This window comes from Spirillospora sp. NPDC048911, assembly GCF_043198015.1.
GTDB lineage: Bacteria > Actinomycetota > Actinomycetes > Streptosporangiales > Streptosporangiaceae > Spirillospora.
The window spans coordinates 97,685-117,033 of sequence record NZ_JBICUD010000017.1; the positions used below are offsets into that span (position 1 = coordinate 97,685).

The 19,349-nt window shown below is 72.9% G+C and carries 15 protein-coding genes; 8 read left to right on the forward strand and 7 right to left on the reverse strand.

What is annotated here, in order from left to right; all coding sequences use genetic code 11:
* Positions 1 to 9: 9 nt before the first annotated feature.
* Positions 10 to 1,446, reverse strand: coding sequence for a 2-hydroxymuconic semialdehyde dehydrogenase (locus ACGFNU_RS48535; protein WP_392603550.1), 1,437 nt, complete (start codon positions 1,444 to 1,446; stop codon positions 10 to 12).
* A 96-nt stretch (positions 1,447 to 1,542) separates the two neighbouring features.
* Between ACGFNU_RS48535 and ACGFNU_RS48540 the strand changes: the two genes are divergently transcribed.
* The gene (locus ACGFNU_RS48540) at positions 1,543 to 2,478 is read left to right on the forward strand and encodes a LysR substrate-binding domain-containing protein (RefSeq protein ID WP_392603551.1); all 936 of its coding nucleotides are present in this window, start codon (positions 1,543 to 1,545) and stop codon (positions 2,476 to 2,478) included.
* Here ACGFNU_RS48540 and ACGFNU_RS48545 read toward each other — a convergent pair.
* Positions 2,466 to 3,329 carry an alpha/beta hydrolase gene (locus ACGFNU_RS48545; RefSeq protein ID WP_392603552.1) on the reverse strand — a complete coding sequence of 288 codons (864 nt, stop codon included), beginning with the start codon at positions 3,327 to 3,329 and terminating at the stop codon, positions 2,466 to 2,468. The two genes, ACGFNU_RS48540 and ACGFNU_RS48545, sit on opposite strands and share 13 nt — an antisense overlap.
* A 69-nt stretch (positions 3,330 to 3,398) precedes the next feature.
* On the opposite strand from ACGFNU_RS48545, the gene ACGFNU_RS48550 reads away from it, so the two are divergent.
* Both ACGFNU_RS48550 and ACGFNU_RS48555 read left to right on the forward strand, forming a co-directional pair.
* Positions 3,399 to 3,899, forward strand: a complete 501-nt coding sequence (locus tag ACGFNU_RS48550; protein WP_392603553.1) for a GAF domain-containing protein — start codon at positions 3,399 to 3,401, stop codon at positions 3,897 to 3,899.
* A gap of 58 nt (positions 3,900 to 3,957) precedes the next feature.
* Positions 3,958 to 4,845, forward strand: a complete 888-nt coding sequence (locus ACGFNU_RS48555; protein WP_392603554.1) for a serine/threonine-protein kinase — start codon at positions 3,958 to 3,960, stop codon at positions 4,843 to 4,845.
* On the opposite strand, the gene ACGFNU_RS48560 is transcribed toward ACGFNU_RS48555, so the two are convergent.
* The 4 genes from ACGFNU_RS48560 to ACGFNU_RS48575 form a co-directional block, all read right to left on the reverse strand.
* A complete protein-coding gene (locus ACGFNU_RS48560) occupies positions 4,842 to 7,094 on the reverse strand; it encodes a glycoside hydrolase family 3 N-terminal domain-containing protein (RefSeq protein ID WP_392603555.1) in 2,253 nt (750 codons plus the stop codon). The genes ACGFNU_RS48555 and ACGFNU_RS48560 overlap by 4 nt on opposite strands.
* 136 nt (positions 7,095 to 7,230) lie before the next feature.
* The gene (locus tag ACGFNU_RS48565) at positions 7,231 to 8,265 is read right to left on the reverse strand and encodes a WGR domain-containing protein (RefSeq protein ID WP_392603556.1); all 1,035 of its coding nucleotides are present in this window, start codon (positions 8,263 to 8,265) and stop codon (positions 7,231 to 7,233) included.
* A 43-nt stretch (positions 8,266 to 8,308) separates the two neighbouring features.
* The gene (locus ACGFNU_RS48570; protein ID WP_392603557.1) at positions 8,309 to 8,944 is read right to left on the reverse strand and encodes a response regulator; all 636 of its coding nucleotides are present in this window, start codon (positions 8,942 to 8,944) and stop codon (positions 8,309 to 8,311) included.
* A complete protein-coding gene (locus ACGFNU_RS48575) occupies positions 8,932 to 10,176 on the reverse strand; it encodes a sensor histidine kinase (protein WP_392603558.1) in 1,245 nt (414 codons plus the stop codon). Before ACGFNU_RS48575 ends, ACGFNU_RS48570 begins: the two co-directional genes overlap by 13 nt.
* A gap of 202 nt (positions 10,177 to 10,378) precedes the next feature.
* On the opposite strand from ACGFNU_RS48575, the gene ACGFNU_RS48580 reads away from it, so the two are divergent.
* The 4 genes from ACGFNU_RS48580 (at position 10,379) to ACGFNU_RS48595 (ending at position 15,852) form a co-directional block, all read left to right on the forward strand.
* Entirely contained in the window at positions 10,379 to 11,158 is a 780-nt protein-coding gene (locus tag ACGFNU_RS48580; RefSeq protein ID WP_392603559.1) for an ABC transporter ATP-binding protein, read from the forward strand.
* Positions 11,155 to 13,605 carry an FtsX-like permease family protein gene (locus tag ACGFNU_RS48585; RefSeq protein ID WP_392603560.1) on the forward strand — a complete coding sequence of 817 codons (2,451 nt, stop codon included), beginning with the start codon at positions 11,155 to 11,157 and terminating at the stop codon, positions 13,603 to 13,605. The genes ACGFNU_RS48580 and ACGFNU_RS48585 overlap by 4 nt, the downstream gene beginning before the upstream one ends.
* Before the next feature lie 109 nt (positions 13,606 to 13,714).
* The gene (locus tag ACGFNU_RS48590; protein WP_392603561.1) at positions 13,715 to 14,545 is read left to right on the forward strand and encodes a DUF4253 domain-containing protein; all 831 of its coding nucleotides are present in this window, start codon (positions 13,715 to 13,717) and stop codon (positions 14,543 to 14,545) included.
* Between the two features lie 116 nt (positions 14,546 to 14,661).
* The gene (locus tag ACGFNU_RS48595) at positions 14,662 to 15,852 is read left to right on the forward strand and encodes a hypothetical protein (RefSeq protein ID WP_392603562.1); all 1,191 of its coding nucleotides are present in this window, start codon (positions 14,662 to 14,664) and stop codon (positions 15,850 to 15,852) included.
* Positions 15,853 to 15,864: 12 nt separating this feature from the next.
* Here the strand turns inward: ACGFNU_RS48595 and ACGFNU_RS48600 are convergent, their stop codons facing one another.
* Entirely contained in the window at positions 15,865 to 17,844 is a 1,980-nt protein-coding gene (locus ACGFNU_RS48600; protein WP_392603563.1) for a SpoIIE family protein phosphatase, read from the reverse strand.
* 80 nt (positions 17,845 to 17,924) lie between these two features.
* Here ACGFNU_RS48600 and ACGFNU_RS48605 point away from each other — a divergent pair, with 80 nt between their 5' ends.
* On the forward strand, positions 17,925 to 19,346 hold the full coding sequence (locus tag ACGFNU_RS48605) for an FAD-dependent monooxygenase (RefSeq protein WP_392603564.1): 1,422 nt from the start codon (positions 17,925 to 17,927) through the stop codon (positions 19,344 to 19,346).
* The last annotated feature ends 3 nt before the right edge of the window (positions 19,347 to 19,349 follow it).

The following is a 19,349-nucleotide window of genomic DNA, read 5'->3' on the forward strand; positions in this document are numbered from 1 at the left end:
TCTGGTCTGTCAGATCTGGATGCACACGTTGACGGGCTCGGAGAAGAAGTCCAGCGAGTACTCGCCGCCCTCGCGGCCGATGCCGGACGCCTTGACCCCGCCGAACGGGGTGCGCAGATCGCGCAGGTTCCAGCAATTGACCCACACGATGCCGGTCTCGACCCGCGGCGCCACCCGGTGCGCCCTGGAGAGATCGCGGGTCCACACGGTGGCGGCGAGGCCGTAGGGGCTGTCGTTGGCGAGCCGGAGCGCCTCCTCCTCGGTGTCAAAGGGAGCGACGTGGCAGACCGGCCCGAAGATCTCCTCGCGGACCGTCCGGGCGGACTCCGGGAGGCCGGTCAGGACGGTCGGCTCGACGTGGAAGCCGGCGTCGCGCCGGTCGCCGAAGACCGGGACCCCGCCTCCCGCGACGACGGTCGCGCCCTCCTCGCGGGCCAGCCGGTAGTAGGAGAGCACCTTGTCGCGGTGCGCGGCCGAGATCATCGGCCCGTAGCCCGCGAGCTCCCGGGCCCGCTCGCCCAGCGCCGCCACGAACTCGTCGAAGACCGGCCGCTCGACGTAGACGCGCTCGGTGCACAGGCAGATCTGGCCGGAGTGGGTGAAGGAGGACCGCGCGGTGCCCGCGACGGCCGCGTCCAGGTCGGCGTCGGCGAAGACGATCGCGGGGTTCTTGCCGCCGAGCTCGAACGACAGCGGCGTCACGTGCTCGGCGGCGTTGCGCATGATGGCGGCGCCGGTGGCCGACTCGCCGGTGAACGCGATCGCGTCCACGCCGGGGTGCCCGGTGAGGAACTCCCCGGCGGCGCCGGCGCCGTGCCCGTGGACCAGGTTGAACGTGCCGGGCGGCAGCCCGGCCTCATGGATCACCGCGGCCAGCAGCGTCGCCGTCGTGGGCGTCTCCTCCGACGGCTTGGCGACCACCGCGTTGCCCGCCGCGAGCGCGGGGGCGACCTTCCAGGTCAGCAGGAGCAGTGGCAGGTTCCAGGGCGAGATGATCGCGACGACGCCCAGCGGGCGCCGCACCGTGTAGTTGAGCGCCTGCCCGGTGCCGCCGCTCCAGCCCGGCACGGCCGTGGTGTAGGCGCGCTCGGGCCTGCCGTACAGCAGGTCGGCGTAGGCCCGGAAGTTGCCGATCGCCCGCGGGATGTCGACGGTGGCGGCGAGCTCGCGCGGCTTGCCGGTGTCGCCGGCCTCGGCGTCGACGAACTCCTCGAACCGGGCCTCGATCCCGTCGGCGATCCGGCGGAGCGCCGCCGCCCGCTCCTCGGCCGTCGCCGCGCCCCAGGCGCCGTCCAGCGCCGCGCGGCCCGCCCGCACGGCGTCGTCGACGACCTCGCGCGTCGCCTCGGGAACCGCCCCGGACTCGGCTCCGTCCACCGGGTCGACGAGCGGGAACTCTTCCCCGTCCGTACGGAACACGCCGCCGACATAGTGCTCAGCCTTCATGCCTGCGATGATTCCCCATCCAGCTATGCCGGGCCAATACCGATCGACCAAGCCGATATAACCGGATTGTGATATCAGGACCCTATAGTCAGGGGTATGCGCACGATCGACCTGCTCAACGGGCGGCTGAAGCTCCGGCACCTGGTCCTGGTCGTCGCCGTGGCCGACGAGGGCAGCGTGCTGCGGGCCGCCGAGCACCTGCGGCTGGCCCAGCCGGCCGTCACCCGTAGCCTCCGCGAGGTCGAGCACGTGCTCGGCGTCGAGTTGTTCACCCGGGGGCCGCGCGGCATGACGCCGACCCTCTTCGGCGAGGCGTTCATCGAGCACGCCCGCGCCGTCCTGGCGGAGCTGCGCCGGGCGGGCGAGCGCATCTCGGGCCTGGCCGACGGGCAGGTCGGCACGGTCACGATCGGCACGCTGCTCGCCGGCTCCAACGTCCTGCTGCCGCGCGCGATCGCGACCCTCAAGAAGGCCCGGCCGGGGATCACGGTGATCGTCCAGGAGGCCACGTTCGACGCGCAGGTCCCGCGGCTGCTGGAGGGCGAGATCGACCTGATCCTCGGCCGCCTCAACCCGATCGACGACCTGCACGGCCTGCGCCAGCTGACCCTGTACGCCGAGCCGGTGCTCCTGGTCGCGCGCCGTGACCATCCCGCCCGGTCCCGGCCGGGCCTCACGCTCCGGGACCTGCTCGACTACCCCTGGGTGCTGCCGCTCGAACAGACCGCGCTGCGCCGGGAGCTGGAGCAGATCTTCCGGGGCGAGGGATTGGCGCTGCCGTCCAACCTGGTCGAGTGCACGTCGATCCTCACGGTCCGCACGCTGGTCCGCGACGCCGACATGATCGCCGCCATGCCCGAGCTGGTCGCCCGCACCGACGGCGAGCTGGCGCCCCTGCCCGTCCCCCTCGAACCCGTCCGCCGCCAGGTGGGCGTCACCCTGCCCGACCGGCGCCCGCTCACGCCGTCGGCGCGCCTGATGCTGGAGCACCTCCGCGTTCAGGCGGCCGAACTCACCACTCAGATCGACTGAATCAGCGCGAGCAGCTTCCGGCTCACCAGCGTGTCAGGGTCGCCGAGGTCGAGCACGATGTCGAAGTGGTTCCGCTCCGGAACGACCAGCAGCTCACCGCCCCACTGCGCCTGGAACCGCCGGGACTGCTCGACGAAACCCGTCCCGTCCTCCGCCGCGACCGCGATCACCGCCGGGCAGCGCCGTGCTCCGGCCACGAGCCCGGGGCTCAGCGCCGCCGCCCGCTCCACGTCCAGCCCGAGCCACTCGTTCACGTACACCCGCGTCAGCGGCCGCAGGTCGAACAGCCCGCTGAACGGCATCGCGGCCTTGACCACGTCCACCGGCAGCCCGAGTTCCCCCTGCCAGCCGTCCACCATGGTCATCCCGGTCAGGTGGCCGCCCGCCGAGCTCCCGCCGACGACGATCCGGTCCGGGTCCAGCCCGTGCTCGCGCCCGTGCCGCCAGATCCAGGCGACCGACGCCCGCACCTGCCGGACGATCTCCTCCAGGGTCGCCTCCGGCGCCAGCGTGTAGTCCGGCACCACGGTCGCGACGCCCCTCTCGTGCAGCATCCGCGCCATGAACGCCGACTCCGCCCGCGACAGCGCCTTCCAGTAACCGCCGTGGACGAACACGAACACCGGCCGCGGCGCGCCGCCCGTCCCCCACACGTCGAGCAGCTCACCGCTCGCCTCGTCGTAGCGGACGCCCGGCGACCCCGGCAGTCCCTCGACGGCCTTGGCCGACTCGGCCCGGTACCGGGCCATGAGCTCCCCGAAGAGCTCCTCCCCCGCCTTCCGCCGCACGTTGTAGGCGACGTCCAGTTCCTCGTCGCTGAGCTCCCGGCCCGGCCATGCATGCACGTCCATGTCTCGCAGCCTGCCAAACGCATCTACTCTGGTGCCAGAGGCGAGTGGAACGGTGTGGAGGCTCCCGCGATGAACGGACATCAGCTTCGGCCTCGATTCTTCAGCGCCGGCAGCGATTACCGCGCCGACGACGCGTCCATGCTCGACGACGCGCTCGACACCGCGTTGCGGCACAGTTCGGCCGTCATGGGCAACGTCCAGCTGATGGACGCCTCCGTGGAGGGGCTGCGGATCGTGGCGCAGCGCGGCTTCCACGACCCGTTCCTCACCCACTTCGACGTGGTCCGCGACCGCTCCAGCGCCTGCGGCCGGGCCCTCCTCACCGGCGTGCCGACCATGATCGACGATGTCGCCACGAGCCGGGTCTTCGCCGGGACCGAGGGTCGTGAGGTGATGCTCGAGGCGGGGGCGCTCGCGGTGCAGTCGATGCCCATGCTGGACAAGGGCGGACGGCCGCTGGGGGTGCTGTCGCTGCACTATGGCGAGCCCCACCGCATCAGCGGCACCGACCAGCGGCTGATGCTGGCCGTGGCCAAGCGCGCCGGGTGTCTTCTCCAGAACTGCCTCTGAAGAACACGGGTGTCTGCGTAGCACGTGCCCTTCATCTTCGTGAGCTAGGTTGCCGAGTGTGGGTGGCGATCTCGGGCGGATGCTGGCCGGGCGGTACCGGCTGCTCGCACTGCTGGGGGAGGGCGGGACGGGCGCCGTCTGGCGCGCCCGCGACGAGCGGCTGGACCGGGAGGTCGCCGCCAAGCAGGTCCGGCCGCCGGCGCGGCCCGACGCGGGCTGGCCGGCGCGGCTGGACCGGGAGGCGGGCGCCGCCGCGCGGCTGGCGCATCCCGGCATCGTCCGTGTCCACGACCGGATCACCGGTGAGGACGGGCGGCCGTGGATCGTCATGGAGCTGCTGCGCGGCTGCTCCCTGGAGGCGCTCCTCAGGACGGGCGGGCCGCTGCCGCCGGAGCGGGTCGCCGGCATCGGGCTGCAGCTCCTCGGCGCCCTCGGGGCCGCGCATCTGATGGGCGTGACCCATCGCGGGATCAAACCGGCCAACGTGATGCTCGACGGCGACGACCGGGCGGTGCTGACCGACTTCGGGATGGCCGCCGCGAGCGGTGAGGTCGTCTTGACGAGGCCGGGGCCGCTCGTCGGTACCCCCGCCTTCCTCGCCCCCGAGCAGGTCGGCGGGCTGCCGGGCACGGCCGAGTCCGACCTGTGGTCGCTGGGCGCGACCCTGTTCGCGGCGGTCGAGGGCCGCCCGCCCTTCTCCGGCGACTGCGCCGGGGCCGTCTGCGTCGCCATCGCGACGCGGCGCCCCGCCCGCCCGCTGCGCGCCGGCCCCCTCGAACCCGCCCTCACCGGCCTGCTCCGCCGCAATCCCGCCGACCGGCTGTCCCTCGACCAGGTCAGGGAGTTGCTGATCCGGGAATGCCCGGCGCGCCGCCCCGTGCGGGACGGCGCGCCGGATCCGGATCGGCGGCGGACCGGCGAACGGCCCGGACCAGTGGCGGGCTAGCGGACGGTGAGGCCGGCGGTCTGGTCGCCGGCGGTGATCTGGTAGGCGCCGGACTGGGCGGACGGGGTTCCGGCCCCGTTGATGTCGCCCGGGGTCACGGCGAGATTGGACATCGGGAAGGTGAGGGTGACCGAGCGGGTCTCGCCGACCTTGAGGGGCACCCGGGTGAACGTGGCCAGCCGCTTCGGCGGCACCTGGACGCGGCTGTACGGCTGCGACGCGTAGACCGGGACGACGAAGTCACCGTCACGGCCGCCGGTGTTGCTCACCTGGAGGGTGAGCTTCACCGAGCCGCGCTTGGAGACCGAACCGCTGGCCAGAGCGAGGCTCTTGACGGCGAACGTGGTATAGGACAGGCCGTGCCCGAAGGGGAACAGCGGGTCGTAGGCGGAGCTGGGGCCGCTGTTGGTGCCCGGCAGCTGCTGGTAGTACATCGGCTGGTCGCCGACTGACTTGGGCCACGACACCGGGAGCCGGCCGCCGGGGTTGGCGCGGCCGTAGAGCACGTCGGCGACCGCGGTGCCGGCCTCGCTGCCCGGCAGCCAGGCCATCAGGAGCTGCTTGGCGTCGGCGGCCTTGCCGAGCACGAGGGGACGGCTCGCGAGGACCACGACCGTGACCTTCTTGCCGGTGGCCTGGAGGCGGTCGACGAGGTCCTGCTGGTCGGCGGCGAGCTCGGGGGTCTCGTTGTCGGCCACGCCCTCGGCGCCGGGCTTCTCGCCCACGACGACGATGGCGCCGTCGGCGTCCTTGGTCTTGCTCACTGCGTCGTCGGCATCCTTGACGAGCTCGGCCTTGTCACCGGCGAGCACCTTGACGCCCTCCCAGACGGTGACGCCGGGGTCATCGACGCCGTCCGGAATGCCCTGCCAGCCGATGGTCCAGCCGCCGTTCTGGATCGGCACCGAGTCCGCCCCGGAGCCGGTGACGACGACCTTGTCACCGGTGGGCAGCGGCAGCGCGTTCCCGTCGTTCTTGAGCAGCGTCATCGACTCGGTGGCGGCCTTCACCGCGAGCGGCTTGTCGGCGCCCAGCACGGCGGCGTCGGCCTTGGCGGGGTCGACGTAGGGGTTGTCGAAGAGGCCGAGCTGGAACTTCAGCGTGAGGATGCGCCCGACGGCCTCGTCCAGGCGCTTGCGGGAGACCTTGCCGCTCTTGACCTGCGCCACGAGGCCGTCGATGTAGCCGTCGACGGCGCCCGGCGGCAGCATCGCCACGTCGACGCCCGCGTTCATCGCGATGCCGGCGGCGTCGGCGTAGTCGGCCGCCACCTTGTGGGCCTTCTGGAGCGCCTGCACGTCGTCCCAGTCGCTGACGACGACGCCCTTGAAGCCCCACTGGCGGCGGAGCAGGTCGGTGAGCAGATAGTGGCTGGCGTGGGCCGGGACGCCGTTGACCGCGCCGGAGTTGACCATGACGGTCTGCGCGCCCGCGTCCACGGCGGCCTTGTAGGACGGCAGGAAGGTGTCCTGGAAGTAGCGCATGTCGAGGTGGGAGTTGGCCCGGTCATGGCCGTTGAACGGCTCGGAGTAGCCGGCGAAGTGCTTGACCGTCGCGGCGACCCGGCGGTCCTGCTGCGAGCCCTTGACGAACGCGGCGCCGAGCGCCCCGGCCAGGATCGGGTCCTCGGAGTAGGTCTCGTAGTAGCGGCCCCAGCGGGTGTCGCGCGCGATGTCCTGGACGGGCGCGAAGTTCCAGTTCGGGCCGGTGGCCTTGACCGCCTTGGAGGTGGCCTGCCCCATCGCCTGCGAGGTGGCCGGGTTCCAGGTGGCGCCCACGCCGAGCTGCTGCGGGAACTTGGTGGCGCCGATGACGTTGTTGTGGCCGTGCACCGCGTCCACGCCGTACAGGAGCGGGATGCGCAGGCGCTGGTTGTCGAGCGCGTACTTCTGGATCGTGTTGACCATCTCGGCCCACGCGCGGGGCGTGTTCTGCGCGGGCGCCTGGCCGCCGCCCGAGAGCATCTGGCCCACGTGCTGGCCGGCGAACATCTTCTTCATGCAGGTGGTGTTGAGCTGCCCGCCGGACCAGTTGCAGTCGCCCTGGATCGTGACGACGGCGGGCTGGGCCGTCTGGCCGACCTTCTCCTCGACGGTCATGCGCCTGACGAGGTCGGCCACCCGCGCGGGCGTCGGCGCGGCCCGGTCGAGGTAGGCGGGAATGGAGCGGGCGGTGGCCGATCCCGGTATCAGGGTCAGCGCCATCAGCGCGGGCGCGACGAGCGCTCCCGCGCGCAGGAGGGATTTCATGAGCGGCTCCTTACTGGGGGTGTGAGCCTGGATGATCTCCGCGCGATGACCACTGTCCTTGATCGTGCGGGCCGCGTCGAGAGGCCGGGGTGAACGAGCCCGGAGCCCCGGCCGGAACATGTCGGACAGGAGCGCCTCAGTCGAGCCCGCGCACGAACCTGTCGATGGCCGGGAGGGTGTCGGGGGTGAGGTCCCGGCGGGTCACCGCCATGACGTCGCCGCGGAACGACCGCACCTCGACGAAGCTCTCCGGAGTCGACTCGATCAGCATCGGCAGGATGCGCTCCAGCAGCTCCCGGGTGCCGGTCTTGAACTTCTTCTGGCGCAGCGCCGTACGGCGGAGGGTCTCGAACGTCCCGACCGTGCTCTGCAGGTCGTAGCGCAGGTCGATCACCGGGAACGGCTCCCGGTCCCAGGTGGTGGAGGGGATCGTCTCCCTCGACCGGCCCCTCATGCGGGCCTCGACGAACGTCTCGTTGTCGGCATCGGCGATCTCGCAGTCGTGGATCGGGGAGACCTCCCCGATCCGGCCTCCCCGGTCGCGGCCGGCGCACAGCGAGGGGCCGCAGAACAGCACATGGCTGAACGGGCCGACCGGGACGTCGAGCCGGACCTTGTGGTGCGGCGTCCCGCCGAACAGCAGGTGCCAGCGGGGCGTCACGAAGCCCAGGAACGCCGAGACCGCTTCGGCGTCGTATCCCCGGTCCTTGACGACGAACTGCACGCCCTTGCGCCCGTCGTCGACGAGGACGAGATATTGGCGGAACGGCCCCCCGCCGCCCGGGAAGGGGAAGTGCTTGACGTAGGCGCCCTCATGGCCGGGTACGGGCTCGTGGCCGGCCCACGCCTCCTCCCAGGAGCCGGGGCGTTTCCTCTCCGCCTGCTCGCGCATCACGTCGAGGAGCTTGGCGTCCGGCGCGGGCTCCGGCGCCCTCGGCGGCCGGCGCAGCGCGTCATCGGCGACCTCGACGTACCCCTGGCGGCGCTTCTCGCTGATCTTCCGTTTGAAGTGGCGTTCGGCGTGGGCCTCGTCGTCCAGGGTCATGCTCGACCCGCGGGCGACACCGCCCGACACGCCCCATGCCATATGGCAGCGGATCCCCTCGCGGCGGATCTGCCAGCACCGCACCACGGCACCGGTGCGCTTCTCGAAAGTTCGCCATTCAGACATGTCGCCTCACCTTTCCACAGGTGGCGGCGGCGTCACAGCGATTTCAGGCGTTCAGGTAGGCCAGGACGGCGAGGACGCGGCGGTGGCCGCTGTCGCTGGGCGGCAGGCCGAGCTTCACGAAGATGCTGCCGATGTGCTTGCTGACGGACCGTTCGGTGATGACGAGCGTCGTGGCGATGGTGGCGTTGTCGTGGCCTTGGGCCATGAGCGCGAGCACTTCCCGTTCGCGCGGGGTGAGTGCCTGGAGTGGTGAACGGCGTGTCATGAGCTGCGAGACCACCTCCGGGTCCAGTGCGGTGCCGCCCGCGGCGACGCGTTGCAGCGCGTCCAGGAACTCCTCGACGCGGCTGACCCTGTCTTTGAGGAGATAACCGATGCCCTGGGCACCGCCCGCCAGGAGCTCGGTGGCGTACGTCTCCTCCACGTACTGGGAGAGGACCAGCACCGGCAGGTCGGGCAGGGCCTTGCGCGCCTCGATCGCGGCCCGCAGGCCCTCGTCGCGGAAGCCCGGCGGGAGCCGCACGTCGAGCACCGCCACGTCGGGCCGGTGCTCCAGCAGCGCCGGGACGATCTCCGGACCGGTGTCGGCGACCGCGACGACCTCGTGGCCGTCGCTCGTCAGCAGCAGGACCATCCCCTCCCGCAGCAGGGCGTTGTCCTCCGCGATCACGATCCGCACGGCAGCTCCACCTCGAGTGTCGTTCCCGCGCCGACGGGGCTGTCGACACGGGTGGCGCCGTCCAGCGCGGCGACCCGGCGGCGGATCCCGGCGAGCCCGCTGCCGCGGGCCGGGTCCGCGCCGCCCTTCCCATCGTCCCGCACGATGATCCGCAGCCGGTCGCCGTCCCTGCGCAGCCGCACCTGCGCGGCGGCGGCGCCGCTGTGTTTGGCGATGTTGGTCAGCGCCTCGGCGACGACGAAGTAGGCGGCCGCCTCCACCGCCGCCGGGACGCGGCGTTCCACTCCGCCGACCTCCAGCTCGATCTCCACGGTGACCGGGATGTGCTGCGCGGCGGCGAGCGCGCGGATCGCGCCGGGCAGGCCGCGGTCGGACAGGATCGGCGGGTAGATGCCGCGGATGACGGTGCGCAGCTGGGTGAGCGCGTCCTCGATCCCCTCCCGGGCCTCCAGGAACAGCGTGCGGGCGGCCTGCGGATCGGCGTCGAACCGCCGGTCGGCGAGGCCGAGCCGCAGCGCGACCGAGACCAGCTGGGCCTGCGTGCCGTCGTGCAGGTCGCGTTCGATGCGGCGCAGCTCGGCGCCGTGGGCCTCCAGCGCCTCCGCCCGCGTCTCGGTCAGCTGCTCGACCCGTTCGGCGAGGCTGACCCCGCGCGTCGGCGCGAGCAGCTTGCCGGCGAGCCACGCCTGCCACCGCACGAAGCGCGGCACTACCCACCACAGGAGCACGATGTTGACGCCTGCCTGCACGAACGGCATGGTCAGCGCCTTGGGCCAGCTGTCCAGGACGATGTACGCCGACTGCGAGCCCGCCGGCGCCGCCCACCACCAGAACGGCAGGGACAGCGAGAACAGGATCGACGGCCACAGCCCGATCGCCAGCACCGCCATGAGCAGGCCGAGATAGCCGTGCAGGACCATCCACAGCAGGTCACGCCAGGTGGAGGCCGAGCGCAGCAACGCGAACCCCTGCACGAACGACGTGCCGCGCGGCGGCGCGTAGGGCTCGGGGATCTCGCGGCCCAGCACCCCGGCCACCCTGCGCCGTTCGGCGTTGGTCAGGGCCCGCAGCGGCCGGGCGGCCTCCGGCAGCCAGGGAATCGCGATCATCAGGATCGACAGGAACGCCACGAGCGGGAGAAGGCAGGCGCCCAGGAGCGCGGGCGCCACGGTGCGCAGGCCGCCGGCCAGGAAGGTGGTGGCGTCGCCGCTGCGTCTCAGTGCCGCACGCACTCTCAGTCCCGTTCTCATGTGCTCAGCCGCTCTCACGCCGATCACGTTAGGCGACGGCGCGCGCCCGCCGGAACGACCTCTGCTCCCCGGTCCGTGGTGTAGCTGGCTACACCCCTGATTCGGGGGTCCGAGCCCATGTGCCCGCACCCCGCCTGAACCTACGTTCGTCCAGGTGAGAGAGCGCCGGAGAGCGAGGGAGATCATGACGACGACATTGACGGCCGAGGCGGAGGCCCGTGCGCCGGGCGATCAGTGGGGACGTGAAACAGGTGACGCGGCGGACGCGGTGCGCCTGGAGGCGGTCACCCGGTCGTACGGCGCGGTGACGGCGCTGCGCGGGGTCACCCGGGCGTTCCCGCGCGGCGGCTTCACGGCCGTCATGGGGCCCTCCGGCTCGGGCAAGAGCACGTTCCTGCACTGCGCGTCCGGCCTGGACCGCCCGACCTCGGGCTCCGTCCTGATCGGCGGCACCGACATCGGGCGGCTCAGCGAGGCCAAGCGGACCCGGCTGCGGCGTGAGCGGATCGGGTTCGTGTTCCAGTCGTTCAACCTGATCCCGTCCATGGACGTCGAGCAGAACATCACGCTCCCGCTGCACCTCGGCGGCGCCCAGGCCGACCCGCGCTGGCTGGCCGAGGTGGTGGGGCGCGTCGGCCTCGCGGACCGGCTCCGGCACCGCCCGTCCGAACTCTCCGGCGGGCAGCAGCAGCGGGCGGCCGTCGCGCGGGCCCTCATCACCAGGCCCGAGGTCGTCTTCGCGGACGAGCCCACAGGCGCCCTCGACCCTCGGACGGCGCGTGACGTGCTGGCCCTGCTGCGCGAGGCGGCCGACCAGACCGGGCAGACGGTGGTGCTGGTGACCCACGACCCGATGGCGGCCGCGTGGGCCGACTCGGTCCTCTTCCTGCGCGACGGCCAGATCGTGGACGAGCTCGCCGACCCCACCCCGGCCGCCGTGATGACCCGCTGGGAGGTCCTGTGAAACCCCCGAAGGGCGCCCTCGCGGGCGTGTTCGTCGCGCTGGTCTTCGCCGCCGCGCTGGTCGGCGCGTGCGGCGTGCTGCTGGAGTCCGCGCTGCGGGCGCACGCGCCGGTGGACCGGTACGAGGCGGCCACGGCGGTCGTCACCGCCGGGCAGTCGGTCTCCGTCGAGCAGAAGCGGGTCGGATCCGACCCGGAGACGCAGACGCGGCCCGTGACCGAACGCGCCCGCGTCCCGCTCGCGGCCGCCGAACGCCTGCGGGCCGTTCCGGGCGTGCGGGCGGTCATCGCGGACGTGTCGTTCCCCGTTGTGGCCGGGCCGGGCGTGCCGGTCACGGGCCATGGCTGGGACTCGGCGGCCCTCGGCTCGTCCAGGCTCGCGGCCGGCCGTGCCCCGCAGGCGCCGGATGAGGTCGTGCTCGACACCACCACGTCGGCCCGGGCGCGCGTGGTTGCCGGTGGAGTGGTGGCCCTCCAGCTGACCGGTGCGCCCCAGCCGTTCCGGGTCACCGGGCTGATGAAGGCGGGCGACCGGCCCGGCGCGTTCTTCGCGCCGCAGGCGGCGGCGACGCTGAGCGGCCACCCGGGACAGGCGGACGCGCTGGCGGTGATCGCCGGAGGCCGGGTGGACACCGCCGCGCTGAAGAAGGCCGCCCCGGGCCTGGTGGTGAAGACGGGTGACGAGCGTGGGGACGCGGAGAACCTGGCCGTGCGGGCCGCCCGTCCCGACATGATCGAGATGTCCGCCTCGTTCGCCGCCCTTTCAGTGATGACGGCGCTGGTGGTGCTCGGGGGCCTGATCGCCCTGTCGGTCCGGGAGCGCGCCCGCGAGTTCGCCCTGCTGCGCGCCGTCGGCGCGACGCCCTGGCGGGTCCGCGGAATGATCATGCGGGAGACGCTCCGGATCGCCCTCCCCGCCGGGGTGCTCGGCGGGCTGCTCGCGCTGGCGCTCGGCGCGGCGATGCACGGGGCCATGAGGGCCAAGGACGTGCTGCCGGAGGGCTTCGAGTTGTCGCTGAGCCCGCTGCCCGTCCTGGCCGCGCTCCTCGTCAGCCTGATCGCGGCGACGGTCTCGGCGTTCTTCGCCTCGCTCCGCGCGACCCGCATCCGGCCGGTCGAGGCGCTCGGCGAGGCCGCCGTCGAGCCCGAGTCCCTGCCTCGCTGGCGGGTCGTCACGGGGGTGGTGTTCCTCGTGCTCGGCGTGAACGCGCTCGGCGTCTCGACGATGGCGAGCGGCTCGACGGCCGCCGCGTCGATCGGCGGGCTGGTGATCACGCTGATCGTGGCGACCGCGTTCCTCAGCCCGCTGATCGCGCAGCGCGGCGGCCGCCTGTTCGGCGGGGTCCTGCGCGCCGCGTCGCCCGTGGCCGGGCGGCTGGCCGACATCAACGTGGGCGCCGCGGCGCTGCGGCTCGGCTCGGTCATCACGCCGGTCGCGCTGGCTGTCGCGTTCGCCGGGGTCCAGCTCTTCGCGCAGTCGACGTCCGTCCGCGCGACGGAGGTGCAGACGGCCGAGGGGACGCGCGCGGACCAGGTGGTCGTCTCCGCCGGTCCGGGCCTGCCCGCCGGGGTTCTCGATGCCGTACGGGGCACACCGGGCGTGCGGGCGGCGACCGCCGTCAGGCAGACCACCGTCGTGATGAACGTCCGGGAGCTCGCCGAACGGAACCTGCGCTCGCTCTCCGCCAAGGGCGTCAGCCCCGAGGGGATCGGGGAGACGATGGACCCCGGCGTGACGAAGGGCTCCCTCGCCGGCCTCCGCCGCCCCGGCACGGTCGCGCTCAGCGAGAGCGCCGCCGAGGGCGTCCGCCTGGGCCAGGAGCAGCAGCTCTGGCTCGGCGACGGCACCCCGGTCAAGGCGCGCGTCGTGGCGATCTACGAGCGCGGCATGGGCTTCGGGGACGTGCTCCTCCCCCACGCCACGATCGCCGCGCACACCACGTCGGCTCTGGACGACCACATCCTCGTCCGAGGCGACGCGGATCTGCGTCCCGCCCTCGCCCGCTACGCCGGAGCCGCCGCCGTCACCAAGGACGCCTTCGGCTCGCGGCAGTCCGAGGAGCTCCGGATGCAGGGCTTCATGAGCTACGTGGTGGTGCTCGCCATCGCCGGGTTCATCGTCATCGGGCTGGTGACGACGCTGGCGCTCGCGACCGCCTCCCGGCGCCGCGAGCTCGCCCTGCTGCGCCTGGTGGGCGCGACCCGCCGCCAGGTCCTGCGGATGCTCCGGCTGGAGGCGGCCATCATGCTCGGCACCGGCGTGGCCGTCGGAACGCTGATCGCCGGAGTCACGCTGCTCGCGTTCGCCGTCGCGGTCACCGGCCTGCCGCTGCCCGCCGTGCCGCCGCTGACCGTCGCGGCGATCCTCCTGCTCGTGACCGGCCCCGGCGCCGCCGCGATGCTCCTGCCCGCCCGGCCGATGGTGCGCCGCGGCCCGGCGATCAACTGATCCCCGCGACCGAACCCGGCGGCTCGTCCCCTGGGCGGGCTCTGCGCCGTTAACATCTCCGGAGTGCCAAGATCCCTGTTGGCACTGATGTGTACCGGAACGGCGTGAAATGGACGACCTTGAGCTCCGGCGGTCCCTGCCGGGCAGCCTGCCCCAGCTGTTCGCCGACGATCAGGTCGAGCGGGAGCTGGACGTGGCGCTGCCCGCGGGCGACGTGGTCTGGCCGGACCCCGGCTACCCGCAACGTCAGATCCTCATGCGCCCGGCGTTCTGGCTGAGCGACGAGCCGGTCACGGGCGAGCTGTGGACGCGGCTGCGCGCCGAGCACCCCCGGTCCGGGCTCTGGCCCGTGCTGCTGGACGAGACCGACCAGCCGTGGGCGGCGGGGCAGATCGCCCCCGAGCCGGTGAGCGACGTCGACAACTACGTCCCCGCCGCGTTCATGTCCGAGGTCTGGGCCGACTGGGCCGAGCAGACCGCCGAGGAGGACCACGACGACCTGGCGCCGTTCGGCGGCCAGTGCCCCGGCCCGGCGCAGCGCGGCGCGTCACTGGACGATCCGGGCGCGGTGGCCGACCGCCACGCCCGCGCCCTCGCCCCCCGGGGCCTGTCGCTCGGCCTCGTCGCGGTCGAGCGCAGCGCCGACGTCCTCGCCGCCATGGGCTGGCAGGGCGCGCTCAACCACAACGAGTGGACGGCGCCGCTCGCCGCCGTGGTCCGCGGCTGGGAGGACCGCTTCGGCGCCCGCGTCGTCGCGATGGGCTTCAACACCCTGGACCTCAGCGTCGCCTCGCCGCCCGTCAGCGCCCGCCACGCCCTGCACGTCGCCGCCGAGCACTGGGCGTTCTGCCCCGACATCCTCTTCCAGGGCCCCGGCACGCTCGCCGGCTACGCCGAAGAGATCCGCGGCAAGACGCACTGGTCGTTCTGGTGGGACTGACGGGCGGGAACTTCCGCCGGGTGGCCAGTTGTTCCACTCCTGTCTAATATTTTCGCGGCAGGGAAGATCGGAGGCGCCCGCCTCCGGGAGGCGGGCCAGGAGGGGACGGCGGCCAGGTGCGGATCAGGGGCAGGACGAGGGAGCGCCGCGCGCTGCCCGGCGGCCGGGTGCTGCCCGTGGTCATCGGCACCGTCCTGCTCGGCACCCTGATCGGCGACACCACCGTCATCGTCATGGACCGGCGGGACGAGCCGGACGGGCCCGCCAAGGCCGACCCCGGCAAGCTCGTCTCGGTGTCGGGCGAGGCCATGGGCGCCCCGGCCGTCATGCCGCTCACCCGGCGGCTCGAACCCAGCCTGCTGATCGCCGGATCCGGCTCGCTGCCGCCCGCGGTGGTGGAGCGCGCCCGGCGCGTCAAGGGCGTCGCCGGGGTCACGGTCGTCGACGCGGCCCGCGCCCAGGTCGGCGGGCGCCGGGTCGGCCTGCTGGGCGTCGACCCGTCCGCGTTCCGCGCGTTCGCGCCCAAGCAGTCCGCCGAGTCCGACCAGCTCTGGCGCACCGTCGCGACCGGCGGCCTGGCCGTCTCGTTCGCGCTGAGCCGGGAGGGCACGATGCCCCTCGGCGGCGTCGTCCAGGCGGGCAGCACCGCCAGGCCCGGGCAGGTGCGGATCTCCGCGTACGCCTCGATGGGCATCCCCGACGTCGACGCGGTGGTGTCCAGGACGCAGGCGCGCACCCTGGGCATGCCCGACGGCAACGGGCTGGTGATCAGCGCGCCCAAGGCCGACCGCAAGAAGCTGACGAAGGCGCTCAAGCGCGTCCTGCCGCGCGGTACGAGGATCGCCACGATCGCGGCGCAGCGGTCGCCGGTCGTGCCCGCCGGGCTGCGGCGGCAGCCGCAGGTGACCGGCCGGCCCGACGGCGTCACCGGCAACCGGTCGACCATCACCGGCAACATGATGACGCCGACGATGAGCAAGGTGGTGACCGAGCTCGACGGCATGTACGGCGCGTTCCCCGTCATCGGCTGCTTCCGCGGCACCGGCGACCCGCAGGACCACGCGCTCGGCCGCGCCTGCGACTTCATGGAGACCACCACGGGCCGCATGCCGAGCGCCGCCGCGCAGAAGCACGGCGACCAGGTCGCCCAGTACGCGATCAGCAACGCGCGGCGCCTCGGCATCTCCTACGTGATCTGGAAACAGCACATCTGGAACATCAGGTTCCCCGGCTGGCGCAAGATGGAGAACCGGGGCAGCATCACGCAGAACCACTTCGACCACGTGCACATCTCGGTGCTGCGCTGACCGGTCGCCCCGTCAGAGGCGTTCGAGCTCGCACCAGACGGCCTTGCCCCTGGCGGTCCGGCGGACGCCCCAGCGGCGCGCCAGGCGGCCGACCACGTGCAGGCCGCGCCCGGACTCGGCGGTCAGGCCGTCCTCGCACCGCCGGATCCGCGGGCGGCCGTCGGTGCCGTCGAAGACCTCCACGACGAGCCCCTCCTCGCGGACGAGCCGCAGGGTGATCTGCCCGTCCGCGTGCTGGATCGCGTTGGTCACCAGCTCGGAGGCCAGCAGCTCGGCGGAGTCGGACAGCTCGCTCAGCCCCCAGCGGTCGAGCCGGTCGCGGATCAGCCCGCGGGCGCGGCGCGCCACGGCGGGATCGGCGGGCAGGTCCCAGGCGACGTGGTCGTCGGCCGGGATGCGGCGCAGCCGCGCCACGAGCATCGCGATGTCGTCGCGGTGCTGGTCGTCGTACACGCCGTCGAGCGCCGCCTGGCACAGCTCCTCCAGCGGCCGGGCGACGGCGCCGGAGAACGTGTGGCGCAGCCGGGCGAGCCCGTCGTCGATGTCGCGCGAGCGGTTCTCCACCAGGCCGTCGGTGTAGAGCACGAGCATGGCGCCGTCGTCGACGGTGAACTCGCGGCTGACGATCGGGGTCTCGCCGCCCACGCCCAGCGGCGGCGCGGGCGGCACGTCGAGGAACATCGCGTCGCCGTCGGGCAGCACCAGGAGCGGGGGCAGGTGCCCGGCGCTGGCGGCCTCGCAGCGCCCGGTGACGGCGTCGTACACCACGTAGGCGCAGGTGGCGAAGTGCGGCTCGCGCTCGCCGAGGGTCCGCATCAGCAGGTCGAGCCGCTCCAGCGCCTCGGCGGGCGGCAGGTCGAGCCCAGCCAGGGTGTGGATCGCGGTGCGCAGCCGTCCCATCGTCACGGCCGCCTTCACACCGTGCCCGGCGACGTCGCCGACGACCAGGACCACCCGGCCGCCCGGCAGCGCGATCGACTCGTACCAGTCGCCGCCGACCTCGATCAGCCGGCCGCCGGGCAGGTAGCGGTGGTGCACCTCGACCGTCGCCGGCGCCGACAGGTCCGTCGGCAGCATGCTGCGCTGGAGCGTGAGCGCCGTCGCGCGCTCGCGCCCGTACCGGCGCGCGCTCTCGATGAACCGCGCGGCGCGCGAGGCGAACTCCATGCCGATGTCGATGTCGTACGCGTCGAACGGGCGGTGCGCGACGCCGCGCGTGCAGACGAAGAAGCCGAGCGTCACGTCGTCCGCGACGATCGGCAGCAGCAACATCGAGGCGCCCTTGAGCAGCTCGGCGACCGGCGGGCGGCGCCACGCCTCGGCGATGCGGGAGGCGCCCTCGTCGGCGAGCCGGGTGAGGACGGGCCGCCCGCTCTCCATGCACTGCACGTAGGGCGTGCCGGCCGGGTAGCTCAGCACCTCGCCGGTCGGGAACGCCGCGTCCCACGCCTGGTCGTCGTCATCGCACGAGACCGCCAGGCGCCGCAGCATCTGCGACCCGTCCGGCGTCTGGCCGGGCGGCTCGTCGTCGTCGACCAGGCTCTCCAGCAGGAGCAGGCCGCCCGCGGTGCAGAAGTGCGGGACGACGATGTCCATGAGGCCGCGCGCCAGCTGGTCGAGGTCGAGCGTCGCGCCGAGGCGCGGCAGCGAGTCGTCGAGCAGCGCGCGGCGGATCACCGCCGGGTCGAGGAAGCGGTCGGCCAGCGGCACCGGGACGCGGATGACGGCCAGCGCCGACAGATCCGGATCGCCGCCGCTCATCGGATGCACGGTGATGACGGCGTCGTGGGTCGCGCCCTCCCAGCTCTCGATCGCGAGCATGGCCGAGGTCTCGCGCCCGGCGGCCACGGCCGCCAGGAGACGGTCCAGCGCGCCGTCAGAGCCGCCGACGATCATGTCGCCGAACGGCGCGCCGCACAGATCATCCGGGTTCTTGGCAAGAACCGCCGCGGCGTTGCGGTCGAACTGGAGTATTTTCCCCGACGAATCCATGCCGACAATCAGAATTCGGGTGGAGGACTCCATCGCTCGATTATGGGGCATTTGCCGTCGCGGTGCTGTAGATACGGGTCATGAACAAGGTCGCCATCGTCGGCGCCGGGCCCACGGGGCTCGCGCTGGCCGCCGAACTCGCTCTCGCCGGGGTCCCGTGCGACGTCTTCGACCGCCGGCCCGGCCCCCGCACCGACTCGCGGGCGATCACACTCCACGCCCGCAGCATGGAGCTGCTCGACCTGCGCGGCATCGCGGGGCGCTTCGCCGACGCGGGCCTGCCGCTGCGCGGCTTCCCGCTCGGGCTGAAGGGCGCCGCCATCGACTTCGGCCGGCTCGACTCCGATTTCCCCTACATGTTGGGCATTCCACAGAGCCGAATCGAAGAGCTCCTCGGCACGCGCGCCCGGGAACTCGGCGCCGAGATCCGGTGGTCGCACAGAGTTTCGGGAATCCAGGAGAACGCTGACCACATCCAGCTGGAATTCGATTCCGCCGCTCCACAGAGGTACTCCTACGTCGTCGGCTGCGACGGCCTCCGCAGCTCCGTCCGGGAGGCCGCCGGGATCCCTTTCCCCGGCTTCCCCAACCCCGGTTCCGTCAGCCTGGCCGACGTGTACCTGGACGGCCTGCCGATGGACGACGCGTACGGCGAGCTGACCGACCGGGGCATGCTGCTGGTGCTGCCGTTCCGCGACGGCTCCTGCCGGGTGGTGCTGTACGACTACGCGAAGGCGGGCACGCCCATCGACGAGCCGGTCACCCTCGACGAGGTCCGCGACGGCATCACCGGCATCTGCGGCCGCGACCTGGAGCCCCGCGACATGTACTGGTCGGGCCGCTACCGCAGCGAGAGCCGCCAGGCGCCCACCTACCGCAAAGGCAGAATTCTCCTGGCGGGCGACGCCGCCCACACTCACTCCCCCGCAGGCGCTCAGGGCCTCAACGCCGGCGTCCAGGACTCGTTCAACCTCGGCTGGAAGCTCGCCGCCGTCCTCCAGAACCGGGCCACCGAGTCCCTCCTCGACTCCTACACCGCCGAACGCCACCCGGTAGGCGCCGCCGTCCTCGCCCTGACCGGCCGCCAGTTCAAGCTCAACACCGCCAAAACCCGCCGCCGCAAAGCCCTCCGCTGGGTAGCACAAAGAATCATCGCCCCCCTTCCTCCCGTCCAGGACCGCCTGGCCCGCGCCTACTCCGGCATCTCGATCGCCTACCCCGACGCCTCCAACGACCTGGCCGGCACCCGCCTCCCCCGAGGCACCGTCACCCTCCCCGACGGCACGACCGAACGCCTCTACGACCTCTTCCACAAAGGAGACTTCGTCCTCCTGACCCCCGAGGACGACACCCTCGACAACGTGAGAACGGTCCGCTACAAAACCCTCGACGCCGCCCTCCCAGCAACAACCCTGATCCGCCCAGACGGCTACCTAGCCTGGGCCTCCGACACAAGCGACCCCACCGCCCCGAAAACCGCCCTCCAGCGTCACCTGTCGTGAGCG